The 22128-nt window shown below is 60.3% G+C and carries 18 protein-coding genes; 4 read left to right on the forward strand and 14 right to left on the reverse strand.

Annotation, left to right across the window (positions count from 1 at the left end; translation table 11 throughout):
* The first annotated feature begins 62 nt into the window (after positions 1-62).
* On the forward strand, positions 63-1337 hold the full coding sequence (locus ACEN8U_RS28765; protein WP_310105550.1) for a haloacid dehalogenase-like hydrolase: 1275 nt from the start codon (positions 63-65) through the stop codon (positions 1335-1337).
* A gap of 361 nt (positions 1338-1698) precedes the next feature.
* Here ACEN8U_RS28765 and ACEN8U_RS28770 read toward each other — a convergent pair whose 3' ends face one another.
* The 10 genes from ACEN8U_RS28770 to ACEN8U_RS28815 all read right to left on the reverse strand — a co-directional run bounded on the left by ACEN8U_RS28770 (position 1699) and on the right by ACEN8U_RS28815 (position 14301).
* Complete coding sequence (locus ACEN8U_RS28770; RefSeq protein ID WP_310105547.1) at positions 1699-3018, reverse strand: Xaa-Pro peptidase family protein; 1320 nt, start codon at positions 3016-3018, stop codon at positions 1699-1701.
* A 308-nt stretch (positions 3019-3326) separates the two neighbouring features.
* A complete protein-coding gene (locus ACEN8U_RS28775) occupies positions 3327-4241 on the reverse strand; it encodes a LysR substrate-binding domain-containing protein (protein ID WP_310105545.1) in 915 nt (304 codons plus the stop codon).
* Between the two features lie 27 nt (positions 4242-4268).
* Positions 4269-5342 (reverse strand): GlxA family transcriptional regulator, encoded by a 1074-nt coding sequence (locus tag ACEN8U_RS28780; RefSeq protein WP_015001815.1) that lies wholly within the window; start codon positions 5340-5342, stop codon positions 4269-4271.
* A 13-nt stretch (positions 5343-5355) separates the two neighbouring features.
* Entirely contained in the window at positions 5356-6774 is a 1419-nt protein-coding gene (locus ACEN8U_RS28785; RefSeq protein WP_310105542.1) for an aldehyde dehydrogenase family protein, read from the reverse strand.
* Between the two features lie 75 nt (positions 6775-6849).
* Positions 6850-7956 carry a quaternary amine ABC transporter ATP-binding protein gene (locus ACEN8U_RS28790; protein ID WP_041744971.1) on the reverse strand — a complete coding sequence of 369 codons (1107 nt, stop codon included), beginning with the start codon at positions 7954-7956 and terminating at the stop codon, positions 6850-6852.
* Complete coding sequence (locus ACEN8U_RS28795) at positions 7953-8996, reverse strand: ABC transporter permease (protein ID WP_310105539.1); 1044 nt, start codon at positions 8994-8996, stop codon at positions 7953-7955. The genes ACEN8U_RS28790 and ACEN8U_RS28795 overlap by 4 nt, the downstream gene beginning before the upstream one ends.
* A gap of 116 nt (positions 8997-9112) precedes the next feature.
* On the reverse strand, positions 9113-10081 hold the full coding sequence (locus tag ACEN8U_RS28800; RefSeq protein ID WP_310105536.1) for an ABC transporter substrate-binding protein: 969 nt from the start codon (positions 10079-10081) through the stop codon (positions 9113-9115).
* A gap of 183 nt (positions 10082-10264) precedes the next feature.
* Positions 10265-11866 (reverse strand): GMC family oxidoreductase, encoded by a 1602-nt coding sequence (locus tag ACEN8U_RS28805; RefSeq protein WP_310105534.1) that lies wholly within the window; start codon positions 11864-11866, stop codon positions 10265-10267.
* A gap of 80 nt (positions 11867-11946) precedes the next feature.
* Positions 11947-12963: a flavin reductase gene (locus ACEN8U_RS28810; protein WP_148281756.1), complete on the reverse strand. Its 1017-nt coding sequence runs from the start codon at positions 12961-12963 to the stop codon at positions 11947-11949.
* A 51-nt stretch (positions 12964-13014) separates the two neighbouring features.
* Positions 13015-14301, reverse strand: coding sequence for an LLM class flavin-dependent oxidoreductase (locus ACEN8U_RS28815; protein WP_374725906.1), 1287 nt, complete (start codon positions 14299-14301; stop codon positions 13015-13017).
* A 937-nt stretch (positions 14302-15238) separates the two neighbouring features.
* On the opposite strand from ACEN8U_RS28815, the gene ACEN8U_RS28820 reads away from it, so the two are divergent.
* Complete coding sequence (locus ACEN8U_RS28820; RefSeq protein ID WP_310105523.1) at positions 15239-15856, forward strand: LysE/ArgO family amino acid transporter; 618 nt, start codon at positions 15239-15241, stop codon at positions 15854-15856.
* Positions 15857-15902: 46 nt separating this feature from the next.
* Positions 15903-16118, forward strand: a complete 216-nt coding sequence (locus ACEN8U_RS28825; RefSeq protein ID WP_310105521.1) for a hypothetical protein — start codon at positions 15903-15905, stop codon at positions 16116-16118.
* A gap of 438 nt (positions 16119-16556) precedes the next feature.
* On the opposite strand, the gene ACEN8U_RS28830 is transcribed toward ACEN8U_RS28825, so the two are convergent.
* The 4 genes from ACEN8U_RS28830 to ACEN8U_RS28845 form a co-directional block, all read right to left on the reverse strand.
* A complete protein-coding gene (locus ACEN8U_RS28830) occupies positions 16557-18167 on the reverse strand; it encodes a carbohydrate porin (RefSeq protein WP_310105518.1) in 1611 nt (536 codons plus the stop codon).
* 99 nt (positions 18168-18266) lie between these two features.
* Positions 18267-19073 (reverse strand): SDR family NAD(P)-dependent oxidoreductase, encoded by an 807-nt coding sequence (locus tag ACEN8U_RS28835; protein ID WP_310105516.1) that lies wholly within the window; start codon positions 19071-19073, stop codon positions 18267-18269.
* A gap of 19 nt (positions 19074-19092) precedes the next feature.
* On the reverse strand, positions 19093-20325 hold the full coding sequence (locus ACEN8U_RS28840; protein ID WP_310105514.1) for an MFS transporter: 1233 nt from the start codon (positions 20323-20325) through the stop codon (positions 19093-19095).
* 184 nt (positions 20326-20509) lie between these two features.
* A complete protein-coding gene (locus ACEN8U_RS28845; protein ID WP_310105509.1) occupies positions 20510-21442 on the reverse strand; it encodes a LysR family transcriptional regulator in 933 nt (310 codons plus the stop codon).
* Between the two features lie 150 nt (positions 21443-21592).
* On the opposite strand from ACEN8U_RS28845, the gene ACEN8U_RS28850 reads away from it, so the two are divergent.
* A complete protein-coding gene (locus tag ACEN8U_RS28850; protein ID WP_310105506.1) occupies positions 21593-22117 on the forward strand; it encodes a VOC family protein in 525 nt (174 codons plus the stop codon).
* The last annotated feature ends 11 nt before the right edge of the window (positions 22118-22128 follow it).

Consider the following 22128-nt stretch of genomic DNA (forward strand, 5'->3'; position numbering starts at 1 on the left):
ATGCGCAGCGGCCGAGTGCAACCCAGGTGGAATCAGGGACGCCATATCAACGGAGAGAGACCATGCAACGCCGCCAGTTTCTGAACACCCTTGCCGTCGCCACTGCGACCGCTTCGCTCGTCACCAAAGCGGGCGCGGCCGAAGCCCGGAAGCCGACGGCCGACTCGCTCGACCCTGGCCGCTGGTCGCCGCTAAACGCGGCGCGTCTGCAGTCGGTGCTCGACCAGCACGGCGTGAAAAGCAGGCAATACAACCCGAATCGTCGTCCATACGCGGTGTTCGATTGGGACAACACGTGCATCATGAACGACTGTGAAGAAGCGCTGCTGATGTACCAGATCAATCATCTGCAGTACAAAATGATGCCAGATGAGTTCGTTCAGGTGATGTGGAAGGACGTGCCTAAGGGCCCGTTCACGAGCGACTACACGACGGTGGAAGGCAAACCGGTGACGATGGAGGATCTCGCCGCCGACGTCGAATCCGACTACCGCTGGCTGTACGCGAACTACAAGGGCCTCGCCGGAGACAAGAGCCTCGAAGCGATCCAGGAAACCGACCAGTTCAAGGATTTCCGCGCGAAGCTGTACTTCATGTACGGCGCGATTTGCGATACGCATCCGCTCGAAGTCGGTTACAAGTGGATCATCTACTTCTACAAGAACATGACGCCCGTCGAGATGCAGGGGATGGCGGCGGCGTCGAACGACCACGGGATCGGCGATGCGCTGCGCAAGGTCGCGTATGAAAGCCCGCCTACGCTGCCCGGCAAGGCTGGCGTCGTGTCGGACAAGCATTTCCACGGCATCCGCATTCACGAGGAGATTCGCGCGTTGATGCATACGCTGCGTGCGAACGGCATCGACGTGTACGTCAGCACCGCGTCGCTCGACGATGTCGTGCGCGTGTTTGCCGGCCATCCGAACTACGGATACGGCGTGCCCCCGGAAAACGTCATCGGCATGCGCCTGGAGATGAAGGATGGCAAATACACGAGCGACTACAAGAGCGGCTGGCACTTCAACTACGGTCCAGGCAAGACCGTGGGCATTCGCGGCGAACTGGAGTCGAAAAAAGGCTACGGCCCGCTGCTCGTGTTCGGCGACAGCGACGGCGACGCGTGGATGCTGCGCGACTTTAAGGACACGGCGGCCGGCGTGATCGTGAACCGCATGAAGAAGGGCGAGATTGGCGCGGATAGCAAGCTGGCGGCCGAACAACTCGGCAACCCCAACGCGCGCTTCATTCTGCAGGGGCGGGACGAGCACACCGGGCTGATGATTCCGGATGAAAAGTCGGTGAAGTACGGGAAGACGGAGCGGAAGCTGCTTGCGTGATTCGCGGCAGTCCGCTTGGGCATTGAGGAGAAACCCGCCGTGAGGCGGGTTTTTTCCTGATGCGCCGAACGTGCGCAACAGATTGGGGGTGGAAGTCCCCAGTCTAGCCTGATGATGGCGAAGGACTTGTGAGATTCGACTCAGCCGTCGTTTGTTCCCAGACATGGGACGCTCGGAGGCAAAATCCGACCCGTTACTGACATTCGCCCGCCGTCCCGAACTGTCGCAAATGCGCCCGAAAGCAGTCGTAGCTGTGACGTGCCATATGACATGATTGTCCATGCGATGCGGGGTGTTGCGAAATAGTCGCGCCGCGATACGCCTGACCTGGCTCGCGGCGCGGACGTTTTCAACCCGCCAATCAGATCAAAAGATCGCCGAGCAGCGGGCAACTCGACAGTGGTACAGGTCCATCCGCGGTGATCAGGACTTGCTCTTCCAGCTTGACGCCCTCCTGACCACCCTTCTCTCCGATGAAGCTCTCGACCGAGACCACCATATTTTCTTCAAACGTGCCGTCGTAACCCCATTCGTCGAAATCGACGGCATATGCGACGCTCGGATACTCGTCGACAAGCCCACATCCGTGCACCATCATCATGTAACGGTTGTGTACGTACTTCTCCGGCACGTCCCAACACTTCCCGGCGAACTCCCGGAACGTCACGCCTGGTTTGAGCAATGCGCAGTTGTGAGCAATCTGATCTCTCGCGTGGCCAAACAGCGTCCGTTGCTCCGACGAGGGGTTTTCCCCGGGACAGATGAAGCTTCTGGAAATATCGGACAGATATCCGCCAGGACCCACCATGTCGGTGTCGAACCCAACAATATCGCCTGCGTTGATAACCCGGTTCGAGACATCCCTGAACCACGGATTGGTCCGGGGCCCGGAGCTCAGCAGACGCGCCTCACTCCACTCCCCGCCGTGCGCCGTGTTCGTATCCTGCAGAACGCTCCACAGCTGATTTTCGGTGATACCTGGCCGCAACGCCTCGCGCATTCTCGACACACCGAGATCGCACACGGCCATCGATACCCTGTGCTGCGCGATCTCTTGCGGGCCTTTGATCAGGCGCGCCATCTCCGTAAGCGGCTGTGCGTCATGGAGCGATATGCCCTCGGCCCTCAGCATTTCAGCGCCCCATGGATCGCATTTGTCGACTGCCAGACGCCTGTTTCCGCTTCCATGCTGACGCACGACATCAGCGATGCACCGGGCCCATTCTCCCGCTTTTTCCTGGACGCGCGGCCCCGCCAGAAAATAATTCCATGCGATCGTCGGTCGAATTTCATCGATCGATTCGATGCCTTCGCTGTTGTGCCGACTGGTCGTGAAGTCGAACAGAATGACAGGGCCATCCGTCCCGACGAAGACGTATCGGCTCGGAGCGTGCATCACCCATACGCCCAGACTGTTCGTATCCGTCGCGTACCGGATATTGATCGGATCGGCCAGCAACATGCCGGCATAGTCGTGCAGCCGCAATTGCGCACGGAGCCGTTCGAGCCGATACGCGCGCAGCGCCGGGCGGTCGATCGCTTCGAATGCTGCGATTATTGAACTGTCGATCCTGCTGACCTGATGCTTGGCAACCAGTTCATCGCGACGGAATAGCCGGTCGGATGCATGCTGTGAGCGGGAGTTGGACGCATTGGCTTCGTTGTTATCGCGGCTGTTCATAGGCTTTACCTGTACGGTGGTTGACGATCGCACGCGGACTTCGCCACGAGTTACCGTTTTTCCCGGAAGAAGCCGGCATGGCGAGTGCGCCTTTCGCAATCTGTCGATGAGTTGCGCAAAGACTTATGCGGTTGCGTGCGACTCGTTTCTGGCCGACGCTCTCGACGCTCGTCTCGCAACGCCCGAGACCGAAAGATGGTGCGCGCTGACTCCCGCGCCGTAAACGCAGGAAAAAAAACCGGCGTCGTTAACCCAGAGTTAACGCGACGCGTTGATATCGATCGACGACAGGCGTCAGAGAACTCGACTTATGCGGCGTCGCGATTGCAGAGAAAAGAACTCTTGATCCAGTCGGCCACCGCGCCAGTGGCGGCGGCAACGGGCGAATGACGGAGCACGGTCAGATGAAATCCGTGACAACGAACCGGCTCCATTCTGATGGGCTGCACCAGCGTCCTGTTAGTCAGGAACCGCTCCATGAGGGGAGGTCCGATCAGAGCAAAACCCTGTCCATCGAACACGGCCTGAACGAGATTCGTATAGGTGTTCACGGTGATCGTGGACTTGGCGGCATCCATGTTCACACCCTGGTTGGTGAACCAGGTGGACCATCGCGTCAGCCGGTCGAAAGGCCCTTCGAGATGGATCAGCTGATGCTTGAGCAGGTCGGCCGGCTTTTCGGGTGCTTCCCGGTTCGCGAGATAGGTGGCCGAACACGTTGGTGCGATCGTCTGTGACGTGAGAAGAACCGAATCCCCTTCCGGCGGCGTCAATCCATAAGTCACGGCAATGTCGACGCTGTTGTCGCCGTCCGTGTACTGGTCGGCGACGATAAACCGGAGCTCGATGTCAGGGTGCAGTGCGCGAAACGCACCGAGATTTGGCAAAAGCCAGTAGGTCGTAAAGCCCGCCGTGGCGCTGATCGTCACGATGTTATCGATGGGCCGCGAACTGACTTCCGTCGTTGCGTGAAGAACCTGCCGCAAAGCCGATGAAATCGCGGCATGATAGCGGGCGCCGTTATCTGTCAGCCTGACAGCACGGTCGACTCGATGGAAGAGCTGAACACCCAGAAAGGTCTCTAAAGCCTGAACCTGCTGGCTGACCGCGACCCGCGAAACGTCCAGCTCGACGGCCGCACGCGAAAAACTCAGATGGCGCCCAGCAGCTTCAAACGTGATCAGCATGTTCGGCGGAGGAAGTGTTGCCTTCAATGAACCCATCTGCACATCTCCCTGTTGGTGCTCACGCTATGGTACAACCAGCGATGCGACCGCCGATCCGCCGTCTGAATTGTAGCCTGATTCCCCGCCCGCGAGCCCGCGGTCCCCACGCTCCCTTTCCTGACCGGGTGTCAGGCCAAATTCCTTTCTATACGCGGTCGCGAAGTGAGCATGCGATTGAAATCCGCACGCAATGCACACCTCCGTGAGAGAGAAGCTGCTTTGCGACAAGAGCTGCCTCGCGTGATGCAGCCGGAGCGAGCGGTAGTATTTCATCACGGGCTGACCAACCGCATTTCGAAACGTACGCGAGAGCTGCCGCTCGGACAGACCGCTACGCACTGATAAGGTGTCGAGCGATAGCGGCGTCTCGATGTTGCATTCCATCAGCTCGGTGATAGCGGACACCAGGCTTCTGGACGATCCGTAACGCGTCGTCTTCTGTCTGGCATCGGTGCTTCTGATGTTATTCAACGAAAACTGGCTTGAGATCATTGCGACGATTTCCGACCCCAACGACCGTCTAACGATATCCAGCATCATGTCCACCGGCGCGATGCCGCCTGCGCAGGTCAGCCTGTCCCGGTCGATCCTGAATACCCGTTCTTCAAATCCGACTTCGAAAAATCTCTCTGCTTGAGCGTAGAGATATTCCCAGTGGATTGCGCATGTGTAGCCTTTTAGCAGCCCGGCCTTTGCGAGAACATAGGCGCCCGTGCATATCCCGCCAATGAACTTGCCACTCCGGGCGTACTGCCTCACCAGATTGAGATGCGCCGCCGTTGTTGTCCGCTCGATATCGTTTCCACCACAGACGAACACAACGTCCGCCCGGTCCATCCGGTCGGCGGAAAACGCAGGGACCGTCAAGCCGTTACTCGCCCGGACAGGCAATCCCTCTATACCCGACACCGACCATTCAAAAATGTCACCGCCGCTGACCTGATTCGCCATCCGCAATACTTCGAGCGCGTTCACGAACGCAATCATGCTGAAGTTCGGGACGAGCAAAAACGCGAAATGCGTGGCCGATCGCAGTTGCGCCGCGAAATGGGTGTCGTCCAGAGCAGCTGCTCGCCAGTTCGAGTTGCCGATGGACATCACTTTCCGTGAATCAAGGCGTGAGAATCGCCTTGGTCTCGAGATAGGCTTCAAACCCCGCTTCGCCGCATTCCCGTCCGTTGCCTGACTGCTTGAAGCCACCAAACGGTGCGGACGGATCCCATTGCGGCTGATTGATCTGTACCTGCCCCACGCGCAATCGGGACGCGACTCTTGCGGCGCGTTCATCGCTCCCCTGCACGTACGCTGCGAGCCCATAGGGCGTGTCGTTCGCGATATCGATCGCCTCGTCGACATCATCGTAGGCGATCAGTGACACGATGGGAGCGAAGGTTTCTTCCTTTGCGATCCGCATGTTCCGCGTCACATCGGCGAACACCGTCGGCTGGATGAAATACCCGGTCTCGATGCCAGCGGGGAGATCCGCACCGCCCGTCACCAGCGTCGCACCGTCGTCCAATGCGGAGGCGATCAGCCCTTTGCCACGGATGTACTGCGCTTCGTTGACTACCGGGCCGAGCATTGTGGCTTCATCGAATATGTCGCCGCAACGGAAGTCTTCCGCGGCGTGCCGGGCGACGTCGATTCCCTGTTCGTACTGGGAGCGGTGGACGAGCATTCGTCCGGGCGCAGTACATGACTGGCCGGCATTGCGATAGGCGGCATGCACACCCGCCTTCACAGCTGTTCCGATATTGGCATCGGGTAAGACGATGTTGGCCGAATTTCCGCCGAGTTCCTGATGCACACGCTTCACCGTATCCGCAGCCGCTCTGGCGACAAGCACGCCCGCTCTTGTCGAACCCGTGAACGAGATCATGTCGAGCCCCGGATGCGCTGACATCGCAGCACCCACCGTCGCGCCATCGCCATTGACGAGATTGAATACACCTGCCGGCACGTCCGCATCGTGCAGCAGTTCGGCGAGAAGTATTGCGCTTAGCGGCGAATATTCGCTGGGTTTGAGGACGACGGTGCAGCCCACGGCCAGCGCGGGGATGAGCTTGGTGATGATCTGCAAGACCGGAAAATTCCAGGGTGTGATCAGGCCGCACACGCCCACGGGCTCCAGAACGACTGTTGTTTTGCCCTGCTTTTTCTCGAACTCGAATCGTTGAAGAATTTCGATTCCATTCTGGATGTGAGCCTCGGATCCGCCCACCTGCGCCGCTCTGGAAAACGAAATCGGCGTGCCCATCTCCAGCGTCATCAGCCTCGCGAAGTCCTCCCGGCGCGCATCGAACAACGCCGCAATACGGCGAAGCATTTCCAGCCTGAAACGAACATCCGATTGGGAGAACGTTTCGAAAGCGCGTCCCGCCGCGCTGACTGCAGCATCCGTGTCCGCCTGCGTTCCCATCGCGATTTCGCCAACGGATTCGAGGGTCGCGGGGTTGATCACCGCGCGCCGCGCGCGATCCGTGCCAGGAACAAACTTTCCGTCGATGTAAAAGTGGTCAAGATAGCGCACTGCGTTTCCTCGGTTCAATACAGGTTCTGGTACGGGTGCGAGCGCCTCGTACCCGATGGAGTGGTCCGGCCAGATTCACGCGGCCGTCGTTTGAACAGCGTTGACGGGTTGAGCGCCTGACGCAGCCTCGGCGCCGCGTTGCGGTGCGCCTCGCACGCTACGCGGCACGATCGCGCGTATCAGGTCCCGCATGGCGAGCGTACCTACGATCGCGCCCGCATCGGTGACGGTGAACGTCCGGTCCGGGTCGCCCTCCGATTTCACCATCGCGGACTCGAGCGTCTCATTCGCGTCAATGACGTCCGTCGCCTCTGTCACGATGGACGGTGCAGGCTGCATGACCGACCTGACTCTGAGTACGCGCGCCCGGTTGATGTCGTTGACGAAGCGCTCGATATATTCGTCGCACGGATTCAGAATGATGCTTTGCGGTGCACCCTGCTGAACAATCTTCCCGTCCTTGAGAATGACGATATGATCGGCGATCTTCAGCGCCTCCTCGAGATCGTGGGTAATGAATACGATGGTCTTGAAGAGCTCGCGTTGAAGCTCGATGAGCAGATCCTGCATGTCGGCACGCGTCAAGGGATCGAGAGCGGAGAAGGCTTCGTCCATTAGCAGCACGCCCGCATCCGACGTCAATGCCCGTGCAATCCCGACCCGCTGCTGCATCCCGCCCGACAACTGATGCGGATATCGGCCCTCGAAGCCGCTTAGGCCCAGACGGTCGATCCAGCGCCGTGCATCCGCCCGGGTGGACTGTTTGGACTTGCCGCATACCTTCTTCGCCAATCCCACGTTTTCGAGCACGGTGAGGTGCGGCATCAGCGCAAAGTTCTGAAACACCATCGATACGCGGGACCGTCTGAACTCCAGCAATGCCCGGCCCGACAGCTCGGTGATATCCCGGCCGTCCATCAGGATCTGCCCGGCCGTGGGCACGATCAGACCGTTCAGATGACGAATGAGCGTCGACTTTCCCGATCCCGAAAGACCCATGATGACGGTGATCTCGCCCGCGCGCATGTCCACGTTGATGTCGTGAAGACCAATGACGTGACCATGTTTTTCGAGCAGTTCGGATTTGCTGACGCCATTACGGATGAGCGGCATCATCGCTCCGGGGTTCGGCCCGAACACCTTGAAGCAGTTCTTGACCGAGATCTTCACGTCCCCGCTCATGTGCGTTCTCCCTGAGTGTGGGCGCTAAGGCGCGACATCGACGCTTTAGTCACGCGATCGAAAAGTATTGCCAGAAAGACGATCGAAAGACCTGCGACCAGACCCACACCAAGCTCGAGATTGTTGATGCCTCGAAGCACCAGTACACCGAGTCCAGGCGCGGATACGAGCGACGCGATCACCACCATCGACAACGACATCATGATTGTCTGGTTAACGCCTGCCATGATGCTCGGTAGCGCAAGCGGAAGTTCTACACCAATCAGCTTCTGGAACCAGCTCATGCCGAACGCAGACGCCGCCTCCCCTACGCTGCCGTCGACTTGACGGACGCCGAGGTCGGTCAGTCTTATCATGGGAACGATCGCATACAGAATGATGGCGATCCCGTAGAGTTTGGGCTCCGTAACGCTGAAGAGAAAAATCAGCGGGATCAGATAAACGAACGAGGGCAGCGTCTGAAGCATGTCCAGCACGGGCAACAGACTGCTTTTCAGCTTGTCGCTCTTTGACATCGCAATGCCGATCGGCATGCCCAGAATGATGCAGATGATCGTGCAGGTGAAGACGATCGCTGTGGTCTGCAACGCGTAGTGCAGGTGATCGACCAGTCCGAGGCAGAACAGGATGCCAGCGGCGAGCGCGGTAATCCTTTTCGAGCGGGAAAGGCCGTACGTCACGAGCAGAAGCGCGACCGTGACGACCCACCACGGCACCACGTCCACCACATGCAAGGAGAAATCGAGCATCCATGACAGCGGCTGCGTCAACGGATCCAGTACCAGCTTCAACGCATTGCGAATGTGCAGGAAACCGTGCTCGATGCCCGAAGTGAAATCGCGCGTCCGTGGGATTGCCGGGCAGTCTGCGTTCAGCGCATCGAGAGAAGGAAACGGCAGATTCCATCCGCTTCCGTCTTTCGTCGTGGCAGACGACGATTTCGCGATCAGCTGTGCAAGCGAGACGGGTCCCGTCTGTGCGTCAGCATCGCACCACTGCCGGACAGCCGGCGAGCCGAAAAAGGCGTTGTAGATGTTCATAGACTCGATCCGGCATCCATATTTTCAGCACTTGCATTTCGCCCCAACACGATGAAGCGCCACGCGAGCAATCAAGAAAAAGGCAGGCAGCGGTGGCTGTTGAACGACCGCAGTTGCTATTTGATCACTGCACCGATCTTGGCAGCCGCATCCGGTGACAGCCAGCCTTTCCAGAGATCTTTATAATGCGTCAAAAAATAGGCGGCCGTTTCATCAGCTGTTGCTTTGTTCGCCTCTTGCCATGAAAGCAGTTGGTTCATGGTTGCATTGGTGAACGAGACATGACTCATCAGCGCGACGATGTCGGGATGCGCGTCGTGAAACGGCTTGGACATTGTCGTGAGGACGGGCGCCGGGGGCCACCCTGTCTTGCCCGGCGAGGCGCAATCCAGACGCGCATTGCACTTCGCGATTTCGGGATTGATCGGCCCCATGTCCACACTGACCATCGGATACTTGCCCAGCAGGGATGTCGGCGCCCAGTAGTAACCGAACCACGGCTTCTGATCCTTGTAAGCGGCGGCAAGCGACGCTGCGAGCGTTTCACCCGACCCGAAGCTCACGACCTTGAAACCGTGCCCCTGCAGATCGAACGCCTTCACGAGGTTATTGTTCGAAACCGTCGATCCCCATCCCGGCGGCCCGTTGTTAAACTGCCCACCAACCAGATCGGGATGCGCGAGGATGCCATTCAGCGTCTTGAGCTCAGGATGCTTGTCCACGAGGTACTTCGGCACCCACCATCCATCCTGACCGCCATCGGAAAGCACCTTGGCGACGGGAACGATCTTGCCCTGCTTCTCGAGCGTGTAATAGACGTCGGCGACGGCCGGCCAGACTTCCGTCAGAATGTCGGGCTTACCGGTTTCAGCAAGAGAGGTCAGTGCAGGAACGGTCGACGTCGGCACCTTCTGGACCTTGCATCCGTATCCCTGCTCCATCAGAAAACTCGACACGGCGGTCACCACGGCCGCCGACGACCAGTTCATTTCCGTGATGGTCACCGAGCCACATTCCGCCGACATCGCCGGAACGGAAATGGAACCCAGCAAGAAAGCTGCGGATAGTGCGAGTAACGATTTCATACAATGGTTTCCTGTGTTGAGTTCCGTTGCGTGGTTACTATCTTTTCCCGCTTGCTACGTGCTGCGATTTCAATTTCATACTGGGAAGGGACGCTTGCCGGTTTGCCATGAGCAGGTCGACGTCGATCCACGCGCATTCGAAACGTGATAGCGCGACTGACTCTTCGTCGGGGGAACCGGCGATCAGTGTCTGGCGCGAGCCCGTTCTGCCAGAATCATATCGGCGCCCTTTTCCCCGATCACCAGACTGATTGCATTCAGGTTCCCGCTTGGAATCTGCGGAATGATGGACGAATCCACGACGCGCAAACGGTCTACACCGATCACCTTGAGCTCCGGCGTGACGACTGCGTCCGCGTCAGTACCCATCTTGCAGGTCCCGCAAGGATGAAAACTTCCGCCCGCGTTCTCGCGAAGATAGGCAAGCCATTCGTCATCCGTCTGAACATCCTCGCCAGGCTTGCACTCGCCCGTGACATAGGGCGCGAACGCCTTTGAACGAAGCGCCGACCTCGCGATCCGGGCGCCTGCAATAAGCGTTTCGCAATCGTACGGGTCGCTCAGCATGTTGAACTGGATGCCCGGTGGCGCGAATGGATCTGCGGACTTGAGACGGATATAACCCCGGCTCCGCGAACGGTTCACGTTCGGCTGCAGGTTCACGGCAGCTTCCTTTTCCATTCGTATGCCCTGGTCGGTGTAGCTCGACGAAAATGCGCCGAAGTGATACTGGATATCCGGGTAGGCCAGCTCGGGCCTGGTGCGGACAAGACCTATGCCGCTATACGAGAACGTTGCCTGACCTGAGCGCGATACGATGAAGCGGGAGCCGTACTTGATCATCCCGAGCACGTTGAACTCCTGGTTCGCCGTGCGGACGTTGACGAACGCCTTGACCTGGCAAGCGGGATGCTCCTGGAGGTTGCGTCCGACTGCTTCGTTGCCGACGATGGTCCTGATCCCGGCCGAGGCCAGTTGCTCATGCGGTCCAATGCCGGAATGCATGAGTATTTTTGGCGAATTGATCGCGCTCGCGCTGAGGATGACTTCGCCCGTGCATCGCTCGACGAGCGTGCGTCCATCCATGTCGAATTCAACGCCGACCGCCATACCGTTCTCGATGACGATCCGACGTACAAGTGCGCCAGTCAGGATCTTGAGATTCGCCCGGCTTTTCGCCGGATGGAGATAGCCCGTTGCCGCGCTCCATCTGATGCCGCGATGTTGCGTCGAGTGGAGAATCGCGACGCCTTCGGTGGGCTCGGCATTGAACGACGCGTTCTTCCGGTAGCCGATCTCCTCCATCGCGTCGAGAAAGAGACGCGTCAACTTCGGCACGCCACGAATTTCGCTGATGATGATGGAACCCGACTTTCCGTAGGCGTCGCTCACGCCATCGCGGTTACGCTCGACCTTGTAGAAATAAGGAAGCAATTCGTCGTACGACCATCCCCTGTTTCCGAGTTCCGCCCAGTGATCGTAGTCGCCGCGATTCCCTCGGACATACCACGTTGCATTGATGGAGCTCGACCCGCCAAGTACCCTCCCTCTCGGGACGATCTCGGTCCGGTTGTTGCGCGTGGGATCGGGATCCGTCGGGAACATCCAGTCCGTCTCGGGATTGTTCATCGCCCTCATCGCCAGCGCCGGTATCTTGATGGCGAAGCGATTGTCATTGCCTCCCGCTTCCAGAAGCAATACCTTGTGCAGGGGATCGGCGCTCAGACGGTTGGCCAGGACACATCCCGCCGAACCAGCACCGATGATGATGAAATCCCAGGTCATTGTCTCGTGCCTAATCCGGTGATGTGTGAGTGAGCGCATCGTTGTCCGCGAGCGAATGCCAGACATCTGCAGACGATACCTTATCCGCCGCTAACCGCCGCCGTCGCCGTGCGTTCCTGCACGGTCTGCTCGATCAACCGCTTAAGGGTGCGCATCAGAACGGAGATATCCGCAGAAGGAATGCTCTCGAGTTGCGCGTTCTGAAAAGCGATCCAACGCTCGCCGATCGCCTCGCGCAACGCAACGCCCGAAGGCGTCAGCCGCATTCCACCGTCTTCCGTATGAAGCAGCAGCGACTTGCCCTCGAGTTCGGCGACGGCATCTTCAACGTCGCGCTGCCCAAGATAGGTTTGAGCGGCGACGCTATCCGCCTTGATGCCGGGATGGCCATGCACGGTGGCGAGCACTCTCGCCACGCCGATGCTGACGCCTTCGGCGCGCCGATGCTCCTCGAACGCGTCGGAGAGCGCGTGATGCGCATTGAAGATCATTTGCAACACGTTATTCGCCAGCGCGTTCGGCTTCTCGGCAGCCATCGCTGCCGGCTCGCCGGGCGCATCGGGATGCTCGAGCGGTATGCTGTATTGCCCCTGGCTAAAAATCAGCGGCATCCCGTCGAATCTTTCCAGTTGCTGCACGCGGCCGATGAGGATCATATGATCGCCGCCATCGTGTCGCGCCTCAGCGCTACATTCGAAGCGCGCGATACAGCCGGAGAGTAACGGGGAACCGAAGCGCCCAGGAACCCAGTCGACGTCCGCAAACTTGTCGATCACCTTACTCGAAAAGTGTCGCGAAAGTTCGATCTGTTCCGCCGACAGGATGTTGACGGCGAAATGCTCGCAGGAAGAAAAGGCCTCGAAGCTGCGCGATTTCCTGTCGATCGACCAGAGTAGCAACGGTGGATCGAGCGATAGCGACGAAAATGAATTGACCGTGACGGCGAACCGGCTGGTGCCATTCGACGTAGTGACGATGGCAACGCCCGTGCCGTATTGGCTCAGGCAACGGCGGAACATCCGAAGGTCATCGGCAGGATTGCCCCGCTCGACGGGCACCGCCTGGCGGAGAACCTGCTGGTCAGAAGAACGCATCATTTTGCCGCTCTCTCGTTTCGTTTGGATATCGGTGGACTGACTGGAATGCGTTCACGCGTACATGCTGCGCGGCACCTGAAGGCCGAGGTTCTCACGCAGAGTCTCGCCTTCGTACTCGTCGCGGAATCTTCCCCGACGGCGCAGTTCCGGAAGAACCAGTTCGACGAAATCGTTCAGTGCGTGAGGCAGGTGGGTCGGCGCGATGTTGAAGCCATCGGCGGCCTTTGCGTCCATCCATTGCTCCATCGCATCGGCCACGTCGCTCGCCGTTCCGACGACAGTCAGATGCTCCTGCGCCATCGCAATCCGTTTGTAAAGCTGCCGGATAGAAAGCCCTTCGCGCTGTGCGGTTTCATAGTACATCTGGGCACTGCTGCGCAAACCTGCGTTCTCGAGATCCGGCTTCGGCACAGGTCCATCGAGATCGAGATGCGACAGGTCCCCAAATGAACGCTTCAATATGGAGAGGCCGACGAGCGGATCGATCAGCTCTTCGAGTTGCCGGTATTTTTCTTGCGCTTCATCTCGCGTCCGGCCGACGATCGGCGTCAGTCCGACCATCAGTAGAAGATCGTCTTCGGTTCGCCCATTTGAAGACAGCCGGTTTTTGACGGACGCATAGTACTTCTTCGCCGATTCAATGTTCTGCTGGGCAGCGAAAACGATGTCGCAATGCTTTGCAGCAATCTGCTGTCCGACTTCAGAGGTTCCCGCCTGAACCAGGATCGGCCGCCCCTGCGCCGAGCGACGCACGCTAAGCGGCCCGCGCACCGAAAAATGCTTGCCGACGTGACCGAGCACGTGGAGCTTCGATTCGTCGTAGAAGACGCTCGATTCCTTGTCGTGCACGAAAGCGTCGGCGTCCCAGCTGTCCCACAGTCCCGTCACGACGTCGACGAATTCAGCTGCGCGCTCATATCGCGTGTCATAGTCGAGATGTTTCGCGCGGTTGAAATTCCACGCTTCCTGTTCCGACCACGATGTGACGACATTCCATCCGCATCGTCCCGCGCTGATCTGGTCGAGCGAACCATACTTCCGGGCGATATGGTACGGCTCGTTGTAAGTGGTCGAGGCAGTCGCCACGAGGCCAATGCGGCGCGTGCGGCTCGCCAGGGCGGATAGAAGCGTGAGCGGTTCGAGTTCGACATTGTGGCTGGAGCGACATAGCGAACCTTTCGGAACATCGTCGTATCGGATCCCGATGCCGTCCGCGAGGAAAAGCAGATCAAACTTGTTTTCCTCTGCTATTTTCGCGACGTTCAGATACGAATTGAACTGTGATGCCGCATCGGCGCGCAGGTCCGGGTGACGCCACGCCCCGAGGTGGTACCCCATGTATCTCATTGACAGGCCGAGTTTCATCTGCTTATTGCTCATCGTATCCTCTGGTTTCTCGCTTGAACCGTCGCGAAGTGGAATGCAAGGACCATCCCTCAGCTGACCTGTCCGTCACGCGCCCCATCTAATGTGCTTGAGGCCGCCGAATTCGCAGGTGAGTAAGTAACTGCATCTTAGGAGCGACGCCACGTGCCGTAAACGCAGGAAAATAATGGAAGGATGTAAAGCCTGGCTTATCGAGGACCCGGCTGGCCAATCGGGCGAAGTCGCGGTGGGCGAATATCGACGGGCGAATTCGTCAGAACGCGCGGAGCAGTTCCCCTGTGATGAGCCAGCGATCGAATGTGCGAGTTGCAGGCGAAATGCCAGCTTGACTTCGATGTGTGACCGAGGTGAGTGCCAAAGCAGCCGCTCGCGTAACTGGGGCTATCGGCCGCTCCTGGCCGGACACGGAAGTTCGGCTGGGCGCGGCGACTCCGCGGTCCCGCGTCGCGGGGTGTGCTTCTGTAGTCGACCCACTCCGGTCAGATAACTTTCTCCGAAGCGGTCAGTCAGCCAACTTCACGTTTGCGAATTGAAGCGCCAATAAGCGGCCGTTGGCGACCTCACCCTATCGGCCAGTTGCGATCAATCGATCCAGCGCTGCCCAAGACGCTCGAATGTCCTTTCAACGCCGGCAAGAGACCTCCGATCGCGTACCGCTATGGCACGAGGGGGCAGCGTCAGGTGCAGTCACGACGCGGAGGGCAGCGCTCCCGGGAACTGTCAATTTTTTGCTCCTGCCGTCGAACGACCGTTATTGGGCAGACTAACGTGGGCGCGGCTCGCCCGCACGTCGGTCCAGCCCAGCAAATTGGCACAGCCGAGACTTTCGAGTATAGTTTTTGATGACTTAACCATTACCGGTTCAGCTTAAGAGGTTGTCGGCCTATCCATGATCGACTCCTCTGCGCTCGTCGAAGGCGTCTTGCTCGGCGCCAGTCTCTTTGCCTCCGTTGGTCCTAAAGATACCTTCGTCGTCAAGATTTCGATTCCTAGTGCATATCCACTGCTCATTGCCTGCGTTTGCGCGGGAAGTGACGCACTTTTGATTGCGGCCGGGTCCAGAGGTCTCGCTGCAGCGGTGTCACGCAGCCCAAGCCTCCTATCCGTCGCGCTTCTTAGCGGAATCGTCTATCTCGCATGCAATGGACTGATCGCGTTGCGTTCGGCGATTCGCAGAAAGAATGTCGATGACATTCAAGCCGCGGTTGGTCAGCCGCTCCTTCAAACTTTGCTCGCCACGGCGGCTGTTTCTTTACTCAATCCCTATGCCTGGATCGACACGGTGCTGGTATTCGGTTCGATCATCGCAAACCGACCGGCCGACTCGCGTCTATCGCTCGCAGTCGGTGCCGTGCTGGCATCGCTAACGTGGTTTTTATTGCTGACTTACGGTGCCCGGTCCTGCAGATCGCTCTTCGCTCGCGCTATCGCATGGCGGATGCTCGACGCGTTCGCAGCAGCGATGATGCTAACTTTGGCGATCCATCTAGCGATCTCCGGACCTTGAAGCTGGATCCCGGCATCCAAACTCGACTGCAATGCCGGATGTCTTGATGACGGATTCGAAAGCCGCGCTCGAAGGCGGTTCTTATAGCCCGACAAACAACGATGTCACGGCAGACGGCAAGGCAGAACAGGAACGGCCGTTGTGTTCCGTGATCCGTCGTCAAAGCATTACGCCGTCGAACGGCGCTTACGGGTCGGGAATGAGCGTTGACGACTGGCTGCTTTCAGGCTGCGAAAGACCAGTGGCCGCTTTCCGGCGATGATTTTGGGGAGCCTACTGCCGCATCCCGACCCTCTCCGGCCGGTCGAATCTCGCTAGTCCGAGGGTCTCTTAACCAAGTGCAACGGCCACTGGTCCGCGGTCCTCGGCGAGGCAGCGTCGGCCGCAAGCGGACGTCAAACGATGCCTCCCTTCCCGCATGCGCGGATCGCAGTCCACCGGAGTCTCCCACCAGCCCCGGCGACGCAGAGTAAACTCGCGAGGACAGCGCATCAAATCGGGCGAGCGAGAATACAATCTTCCGGCGTTACACGGGTGGCCGGCGAACGGCGGTCGGCGCGCGATGCGCATCGTGCGGCCGCCACGCGAGGGGTCCTTGCTGAACAATGCGCAATTTCACGTCTTCTACAAAGGAATGCGGAAGTGACGAAACGGCTCGCTTCAGGTGCCGCAGTACGCGGCCCCTTTGACGCGTTCTTTTTCAGTGATCTGTCAGCCCCAGCATCCTGTCGAAAAAGATACTGGCGAGTACACCGGCGACGAAGCCGTTCTTCGGTGTGCCTGCATAAGCGGGATTACCCCACGTGCTCGTATTCCACGTGCGCATCACATACGGGCTCAGGATGATGCTGCGGCCCACCGCGATATTGGCGTCGAGCTTGATCCCGTATTGCGTCCGTCCGACCGTGTAGCCGGTACCGCCCGCAGCGAGGTTCTGCTCTTTCAGATACTCCTGCTCATGCGGCGTCAGCGTGGCCCACAGGAAGCTCAGCGAGTAGCTGTCGTGCGGCCGGCTATGAAGCGGCGCTTCGAGAATCAGACCGGTGGCGCCCGTCATGCCAAGCCCCGTACTCGCATGCGAATCGAAGCTGACAGTCGATGTCGCGTACACGGAAAGCGCAGTCGGACTGGTCGCGCCTGCCTTGCCTCCATCCGGGCGATACACCACCTGCCGTCCGCCGAAATACAACCCCGACGTGCCCTTGTGCGTGCCCTGCGTCAGCGGATCGGTCTGCGTTCGCGTGCTGTAGTAGAGCATCAGCTCATAGCTTTTCGGAAACGGATCGGTCTCGTAGGTCGTCCGATACACGGCATTCGCCAGCCATGTGTTGCTGTCGGAAGCGCTGTCCGTCCACTCCCAGCCGTTCGTGAAAGGGAACGCCGGGTTCGAACGCCAGACGCCCGCCTGCACCGACCATTCAGGCGTCAGACTGTAGCGCACGCGTCCGCCCCAGTTCACGTAGATCGGAGGGTTCATGCCCGCGTTGTTCTGCAGGATCGCGCTCTGGCAACCGAAGCCCTGGTTGCACACGGGCGCGCCGAAATACAGGCCTGGATTGCTCTTGCCGAGTTCGACGTCGAGCCTGTCGTGAAACGCCTTCTGTTCCCATGTGAAGAGCGCCAGATGCGAGACCTTCGGCACGTAAGGGCCGGGTTGGCCGGCCAGCACGTCGCCGACCTGCGTTCCCCATCCAAGGTTGTACGTGAACGGCACGAACAGTTGCTGGAAGTGAATCGTCGCGCCGTTGAAGCCCGCGATCTTCTGCAGGTCGAAATCGCCGCCAATCGAAACGAAGGTCAGCGCCTCATGGTTGCCCGTCTGCTGGCCGACGCTCGGATTGGTCAAGTACATCTGCACGAGATTCAAGACCGGCGTGAAGCCCCAGTCATTCATCTTTTGTCCAATCGACGACAAAGGCCCTTGGCGCGGGCCTTCGGCCGGTTCTGGCGTCGCGTTGCCGACGTGCGATACGCCGAGTTCGTCGGTGGACGGGATGCCCTGGTGGACCGTCGGGCGATCCGTGGAGACCTGCTTGAGCGAGTCGCCTGCCTGCGCGAGTGTCTGCGGGGCCGCTGTGCTCTTTGCGGCGCCGGCGGTCGCCTTCTGCGTCCCGGCCGCGCCGGCTTGCGTCGTGGAAGACGCGGCGGCCTCCACATCGGCGTGCTTCGTCGGCTCGCTGGCGGCGCTTGTGTCGCTCGATGCCTGCGCGAACGCCATCCCGCTCGCGAGCATCACGGCAATCGCAATCGCCGACAGACGCAGCGCACGAGGATGCCGAAAACCAAAAACTCCAAACCTGTTCGTTGACATGAAGTGTCTCCTGTTTGTTTTTTGAAGGCAAAGCGGTGCCCGCCGCGCCTCTGGCGGGCGCGGTTCGTACGGGAAAGGGATCGGTTGAGTAGCGGCGCGCTACCAGGCGGTAGCGCCACCGTCTATCGGAAAGTCGGCGGCTGTGACCCAGCTCGACTCGTCACAAGCGAGGAACAGCGCGCACCAGGCGATGTCTTCCGGCTGCCCTGTTCGCTTGATCATCGCTTTCGCGAGCGCCCGTTCGAGAAACTCCGGCTGGGCTTCCATGTGTGCGCGCGTGGCGGATGTTTCGACCAGCGCCGGCGAAATGCTGTTGACGCGTATGCCGTGCGGCGCACCTTCCATCGCAAGCTGGCGCGTCATCGCGAGCACGCCGCCCTTGCCTGCGCAATGCGCGATGGCGGGCGAACCTTCGAGCGCGACGGCCGCGTTGGCCGACGCCAGGTTGATCACCGACCCGCCGCCTCGCGCGATCAGCACGGGCCACGCGGCCTGACACAGCAGAAAGACGATGTCGAGTTCGCCCATCAAGGTCCGGCGCCACTGCGTCTGGTAGTCCATCTGCTGCAGCCACGCGAACGCGCCGAACGCTGCCGCATTGACGAGGATGTCGAAACCGCCGTGCCGCGCGGCGGCGAACTCGACGAGGCTCGCCGCGCCCTTCGGATCGATCAGATCGCAGGGATGCAGGCTATCGATCTCGAAGCCGTTGGAACGTGCCACGTCGACAGTGCGCGCGGCCGACTCCGCATCGATATCGCAGCCGACCACCCGGGCGCCCTGCGCGGCGAATATGAGCGCGCACGCCCGGCCGATGCCGCTGCCGATGCCCGTGACCAAGGCCACCTTACCGCGCAGCCGTTCGCCCCGCGCAACGGGCAGAGCGGGTTTGAAGACTGGTTTCATGCCGTCCTCCCGCTATCGCTCAGCTAAGCTTGAGGCGTTGCGCACTGACGAGCGCAGCGGCGAACCCGAACGCGGCGAGAAGGAGCAGTGCCACGCCCCATCCTTGCACGACGGCGAAGCGCGAGCCACAGAGCACCACCATCGGCATCACGATCAGCGGACTGCAGAAGTAGCCCACGAATTGCGCGGCGGTGAAGGCGCCCGTGCCGAAGCCACGGCGCGAGAACGGCAGCGAACGCAGGCCCCAGCTGACGAGCGCGGGCAGGATCACACCGCAGCCGACGCCGTTGATTGCGCCGCCGAGCGTGAGCGTCGCAAAGTCATGCGCGCTGCCCATGCACACGAAACCCGCACCGCAGATCGCCGTGCCCAGCGTGAACTGCTGCGAAACGGAGAGCCGGCTCGCGACGAACCAGCCGAACGCGAGCGTGCCGGCGATGATCCCGACGCTGTTCATCGCGTAGGCAAAACCGATCTGGCTGGTCGACTGCACGCCCAGCTGCACCACCATGAACGACAGATGGACGGGCACCACCATGAACACCATTCCGACGCCGAATGCGGCCACGCAGATGAGCGTGAGCAGCCACGGGTTGAACGCGGGTTCGTCGACGGCGGCGCGGCTGTCCGAGCCCGGCGTGCCCGCATCGCGTCGCGTATCCCAGATGAAGATCTGAACGAGCGGCGCGAGCAGCAGCGGCAGCGCATACGCTGCGAACGGCGCGCGCCAGCCGTGCGCGCCGAGCACGCCGCCTAGCAGATTGAAGACGAACGCCGAGGTCGACGCGACGGTCACTTGCAGCGACGCATAGCGGTCGCGCTGCGTGCCGCTGAAGTAATCGCCGATGAACGACGTGCTGACCGTCATGGCCGCCGCCTCGGCAAGGCCGACGAGCGCGCGGCTCACGAGTATCGAGTGGATTGAGTCGAGGTAGAGCGGCGCGGTGCCCGCGACGGCATACGCGACGAGCGAAAGAACCAGCACGCGTTTGCGGCCGATCCTGTCGCTGACCGCACCGATCACCATCGCGAGCGCGCCCAGCACCAGCATCGGCATCGTGACGACGACGGGCACCAGCGTTTCGATGCCGGGCACATCCGAGAAATGCCGCTGCATGGCGGGGAGTACGGGGCCGATCACCGTCGGCGCGAGCGTGCCGCAAATGACCGTGCTGAGCAGAATCAGTGCGTGGAAGAAGGTTGCTTCGCGGGCAGCGGGCGCGATGCGGCGCCCTTCCGTCTGGACATGCATGGGGTCGTCTCCGATTGTGAAGGTCTGTCGTTGACCGTTCTGGCAGCGGTTGCCGGCAGATTCCGGGCAACGCTTGCCGTTTTGTGTGAGACGAATGATTCCCGCAGACACCATACGACACAATCAGATTGCGTCGACATGACCATTTGACTGCGTCGAACGAACGCGAATCCGCGCTACACAATCAGACGAATACCGTCGTGTCGGCGTCCGCGTACCTCTGCGCCTGCTCCTGCAACACCCGGCGCATCCAGATATGCGCGGGATCGCTGGTATTGATCGCATGCCACTGCATCATTTCGACGAGGGGCGGCAGGTTCATCGGCAGCGGCAAAATGCGTAAGGGAAGGTAATGTGCATAGAGCCGCGCAAGCCGTGTCATGACTGTGGCGATGCGCGTCGTGCCGATCACCAGTTGCGGCAGCGTGTTGAAATTCGTCGTCGTGACTTCGACGGTGCGCGATATGCCCAGATTGGCCATCACCAGACCTTCGAAGCTCACGCTGCGGCTGTCACCGAACGTTGCCGCGACATGTCCCATCTCCTTGTACTGCTCGAGGCTCAATGTATCGCCCACCAGCGGATTGCCCTTCCAGACCACGCAGCTAAAGCTCTCCTCGAACAGCGCCTGCGAAGGATGCGCTGGATTGACAGAGATACTGGGGTAAATCACGAGATCGACTTCGCCGCGATCGAGCTGCTCGGACACGTCGTCGGTCATGTTGGCGATATGCAGCGTGATGCCGGGCGCCTCGCGCTGCAGCCGCTGCACCACATTGGTCAGCAGCACCGTCGTCAGATAGTCCGATGCGCGGATGACGAAGTTGCGACGCGCCTGCGCGGGATCGAATTCGAGCCGCGCAACGACCGTCGACTGCACGTTCAGCAGGATTTCGCGCACGGGCTGCGCAAGGCTCCTGCCGAGCGGTGTCAATTCCATGCGCCTGCCCACCTGCATCAGCAGCGGATCGCCGAAATACTCGCGCAGGCGCCCCAGCGCGCTGCTCGTCGCCGAGGCGCCGATATGCAGCCGTTCGCTCGCTCGCGTGACGCTGCGCGTGTCGAGCAACGCGTCGAGCGCGACGAGCAGATTCATGTCGAAGTGACCCAGTCTCATAGGGCGGCACTATCCGACAATCATCCGATGGCATCAATGCGTGTTTCCACTAGGAATTGATGGTCTCGACAGATGAACGTCTCTACAGTACGAGCAAGCCAACGACATGACGCGCCTCGCTGCGCGCCAGACAAGCAGGAGACGCCCACCATGACGACAGCACCGCTGACGCTGCCGGAGGACGCGCCGCAGCTCGACGATGAGCGCACAGCCCTTCGGTCCTCGGCCTCTAACCATCCGAACCCGCCGCTTCTGCCCGTGCTGCGCCCGCATCACTTCGGCGTCAGCGTGCCCGATCTCGATGCTGCGATCGACTGGTATGGGCGCATGCTCGGCTTCGCGCTCGAATCGCAGATGACGATCGAGAAGATTCCCGCGCGCATCGCGTTCGTGCGGCGAGACGGCTATCGCATCGAACTCTTCGAAGTGCCCGGCGCCGCGCCGCTGCCCGACGAGCGCCGCATGCCGAACATGGATCTGCGCACGCACGGCAACAAGCATATGTGCTTCGAAGTGCCCGACGTGCCCCGCGCCGTTGCCGCACTGCGCGCACAAGGGGCAGACATCGCGTTCGAACTGGTCGTCGACGGCAATCCGACGGCATTCGTACGGGACGCCTGTGGCAACCTGATCGAACTGCTCCAGCCGTTCGCCGTCGACAGACCGGCCGCGTGACGCGCGGCAAG

Origin of the sequence: Paraburkholderia phenoliruptrix, assembly GCF_047325075.1 — a bacterium.
Lineage (GTDB): Bacteria > Pseudomonadota > Gammaproteobacteria > Burkholderiales > Burkholderiaceae > Paraburkholderia > Paraburkholderia phenoliruptrix.